Source organism: Cupriavidus sp. SHE, assembly GCF_000812445.1.
In the GTDB taxonomy this organism is placed as follows: Bacteria; Pseudomonadota; Gammaproteobacteria; order Burkholderiales; family Burkholderiaceae; genus Cupriavidus; species Cupriavidus metallidurans.
On the sequence record NZ_JWMB01000028.1, the window covers coordinates 1 to 3,580 of the forward strand.

Sequence of the window (3,580 nt, forward strand, 5' to 3'; positions counted from 1 at the left end):
AAGTGATCACGTTCCGCCGAAACCAGCGATCAGCTTCCCGCCGAAACAGGTGATCACGTTCCCCCGAAATCGCTGATCACGCGCCCCGAAATACGCAGTTGAGTATATTCCTGACAGTTCAGCTGGCAGCGGCGGCCTACGCCTGTGCGGGCAGCCGGTATTCGATGGAAAGGATGGCGGTCATGGCCGGCATGACAGAGTCCTGTCCGGATATGACGCAGAAGGCCAAAGCGCCTGCTGCCCATGATGGCTTGTGTTTGGAGCACTGCCAGTTTGGCTCCAAGTCGGCCGACCATGCCAGCCCGCAGATTCCTTCGTTCCAGCCCGTGCTCGTCAATTTCGTTGAGCCAGCGTTGGTGCCGGTACTCACCATCCAGCGAGCGGCCTATGCAGACGCGGTTCCACGGCCCCCCCCTCGCCCCCTTCCCATTCTCCACTGCTGTTTCCGAAACTAGCCGCCGAAGCAACGCCTACTCTCGTGCCTTGAACCATGGCGTTCAGGGTGGTCGTTGTTTTGCGGAGGCTATATGCATTTGCTTTCTCCCTTTGCGTCTGGGTGCCAGCTGACACTCGCCCTTGCGCTATTGTCCGCTGCCCATTCCGTCTGGGCCCAACCTGCGGCTGCACTCTCCTTGCAGGAAGCGGTGGCGCTTGCGTCGTCCCGCTCGACGGATGCCGAAACATCGCGCTCGGCGGTCCAGTCTGCCATCGAGATGGCGGTCGCTGGCCGGCAATTGCCGGACCCAGTGCTGAAAGTCGGAGTCAATAACGTGCCGGCGAACGGACCCGACCGGTTTACCCTCGGAACGGAATCAATGACGATGCGCTCGATCAGCGTGATGCAGGAATTCACCCGGTCAGCGAAGCGCGAGGCTCGCGCTCAGCGTTTCGAGGCCGAGGCCTCGTCGGCAGAGGCTCAGCGTACGGCGGCGCTCGCCACGGTGCAGCGCGGCGCCGCAACGGCCTGGCTGGACAGCTGGTACGCTGAACGCGTCTACAGCGTGCTCACCGAACAGGCACAGTCCATCAAACTGATGGTTGAAGCGGCGCAGGCTGCCTATCGTGGCAACCGCGGTTCCCGCGCCGACATCCTGACCGCTGAACTGGAACTCAGGCAACTGCAGGATCGCGAAGACGAGGCGCACGCCACGCTGGCATCGGCCCGCGCGATGTTGCGCCGCTGGGTCGGCGAGGCCGCAGAGCGCCCCCTGGGCGAACGCCCGGGCCTGGAGGCTCCGGCCTGGCTCAAGACACTGGATGCCGACGGCGTGGCGCAGTTGCCCGACGTGGCAACCGCCGATGCTCTAGTAGCCATCGCGGAAGCAGAAGGCCGCGTCGCACGGGAGAACAAAATTCCCGACGTAAGCGTAGAGCTGATGTACAGCCAGCGCGGCCCCGCCTATTCCAACATGGTGTCGCTCAACGTCTCACTACCGCTTCCGTGGGACCAGAAGCACCGCCAGGATCGGGAGTTGGCCGCGAAGCTGGCCCAGGCCGATGCGGCGCGTGCGCAATCCGAAGTCGTGCGCCGCAGCTTGATTGGACAGTTGCGCGGCAGGCAAGAAGAGCTGGGGCTCAACCAGGTGCGGATCGAGCGCTTTCGCAGCGCCACCGTGCCGCTGGCCAAGGCCCAGACCGAAGCAGCCATGACGGCCTATCGCACGGGAGCCGGCACCCTAACCGCTGTCGCCGATGCCAGCCGCAAGGCGCTCAACATCTCGCTGGAGCGCCTGCAGCTTGAGGCTTCTAGCGCCCGGCTCTGGGCCGAATTGACCTTCCTGATGCCGTTACCCACTGCCGCCCAGAATCCGTCGCTGCAAGGAGCTCAACCATGAACAAGATCACGATTGCCCGGACCGTGACAGGCCTGATGGTGCTGACAAGCGTTGGGTTAGCTTACTATCTCGGTCAACAGCAAGGGCGTCAGCAGGCGCACGAATCGGCAAGCTCCGACAGCGACGCCATGAGCGCCAGCGGTGTCACGCTCAAGGCGGGCGACATCGACCGGAAGACCGGCAAGCGCATACTCTACTGGCACGACCCGATGGTGCCGGGACAGCGCTTTGACAAGCCGGGCAAGTCGCCGTACATGGACATGCCGTTGTCACCTGTGTATGAAGAAGCCAGCGCCGGCGCGGCCGTCACAATTGACAGCCGCGTAACCCAGAATCTCGGCATTCGTACGGCCGAGGTGAAAACTGGCCGACTGGAGGCGGCTTTACAGGTACCAGGCAATGTCGCGATCAATGAACGCGGCATCGAAGTATTGCAGGCTCGTACTAGCGGATTCGTGGAAGCCGCCTATGCCCGGACCACCCTTGATCCGGTCCGCAAAGGCCAAGCGCTTGCGCAAATCTACGCGCCAGAGTGGGTCGCCGCTCAAGAAGAGTACCTGGCGGTTAGCCGGATGGACGGCAGCATACAGCAGGACCTGCGTGAGGCCGCGATTGCGCGCATGCGTCAGGTCGGCATGACCGAAAGCCATATCCGGTTAGTGCAGTCCACCGGCAAACTGCAGCCACAGCTAACGATCGCCAGTTCGGTTGACGGCATCGTCACCGAGGTCGGTGCGCGCGATGGCATGACGGTCTCCGCGGGGACGACTCTCTTCCGTATCGCGAGCCTTGCAACTGTGTGGGTCATCGCCGAGGTGCCTGAGAGCCAGGCGGCCCCGTTGCGCCCCGGCCAGCCGGTCTCCGCCACGGCGGCAGCCTGGCCCGGCGACCCACTGGCGGGCAAGGTCGATGCCATCCTGCCGGACATCAGCGCCGGCACCCGCACAGTCAAGGTCCGCATCGAGTTGCAGAACAAAGCGCGTCGGCTCCTGCCCGGCATGTTTGTATCGGTGCGCTTTGACGCCGGGCCAGGACCGGATCGCCTGCTGGTGCCAACCGAGGCGTTGATTCGCACCGGTACGCGCACGATCGCGATGGTGGCATCCGGCCAAGGCGGATTCAACCCAGTCGAAGTCAAGACCGGCGCGGCTGCGGGTGGCCAAACCGAAATCATTGAGGGCCTCAAAGCGGGCGAGGAGGTGGTCGTGTCCGGACAGTTCCTGATCGACTCAGAGGCAAGCCTGCGCGGCACCGCACAGCGCATGAGCGCGCCCACGGCCGCGTCGGGCGCTGGCGCCGCAGCAGCGTCCGGACCGGAACATCAAGGCGTCGGCCGAATTGAGACCGTCACCGAGCAGAGCATGACGATCTCCCACGGCCCCATTCCATCGGCGCAGTGGGGTGCCATGACCATGGAGTTCGGCGCGCCGCCAGCCGGCATGCCCAAGGGATTTAAGCCTGGAGATCAGGTCCGGTTTCGCTTCCGACTGGACAAGGACGGCGTGGCAACCCTATCCACGGTCGAATCGGCCGTCGCTGATGCTGGAGCGACGCGATGATTGCCCGACTCATTCTCGCCTCCATCCGCAATCGTTTCCTGGTGCTGCTCGCCACTGTCATGGTGACCGCATGGGGCCTCTGGGCGGTACTGAGCTTGCCCCCGCAAAACGAATCCCTTGCTGAGGTTAAACTGAAGCAAGGAGAGATGTGATGACAAGCAAGACAAAGCGGGCGCAGTACACGCT

Annotated in this window: 4 protein-coding genes; all 4 read left to right on the plus strand. The window is 63.7% G+C overall.

Going from position 1 to position 3,580, the window contains the following annotated elements:
- The first annotated feature begins 68 nt into the window (after nucleotides 1-68).
- Nucleotides 69-455, plus strand: a complete 387-nt coding sequence (locus RN01_RS34645) for a hypothetical protein (RefSeq protein ID WP_029700237.1) — start codon at nucleotides 69-71, stop codon at nucleotides 453-455.
- A 72-nt stretch (nucleotides 456-527) separates the two neighbouring features.
- On the plus strand, nucleotides 528-1,835 hold the full coding sequence (locus RN01_RS15925) for a TolC family protein (protein ID WP_024569968.1): 1,308 nt from the start codon (nucleotides 528-530) through the stop codon (nucleotides 1,833-1,835).
- The gene (locus RN01_RS15930; protein WP_017515126.1) at nucleotides 1,832-3,394 is read left to right on the plus strand and encodes an efflux RND transporter periplasmic adaptor subunit; all 1,563 of its coding nucleotides are present in this window, start codon (nucleotides 1,832-1,834) and stop codon (nucleotides 3,392-3,394) included. Before RN01_RS15925 ends, RN01_RS15930 begins: the two co-directional genes overlap by 4 nt.
- The gene (locus RN01_RS33930; protein ID WP_156149780.1) at nucleotides 3,391-3,546 is read left to right on the plus strand and encodes a hypothetical protein; all 156 of its coding nucleotides are present in this window, start codon (nucleotides 3,391-3,393) and stop codon (nucleotides 3,544-3,546) included. The genes RN01_RS15930 and RN01_RS33930 overlap by 4 nt, the downstream gene beginning before the upstream one ends.
- The last annotated feature ends 34 nt before the right edge of the window (nucleotides 3,547-3,580 follow it).

What these genes read in the sequence shown, in the direction of transcription:
- RN01_RS15925 (WP_024569968.1), top strand. Translation starts at nt 528, where the DNA reads ATGCATTTGCTTTCTCCCTTTGCGTCTGGGTGCCAGCTGACACTCGCC.
- RN01_RS15930 (WP_017515126.1), top strand. Translation starts at nt 1,832, where the DNA reads ATGAACAAGATCACGATTGCCCGGACCGTGACAGGCCTGATGGTGCTG.
- RN01_RS33930 (WP_156149780.1), top strand. Translation starts at nt 3,391, where the DNA reads ATGATTGCCCGACTCATTCTCGCCTCCATCCGCAATCGTTTCCTGGTG.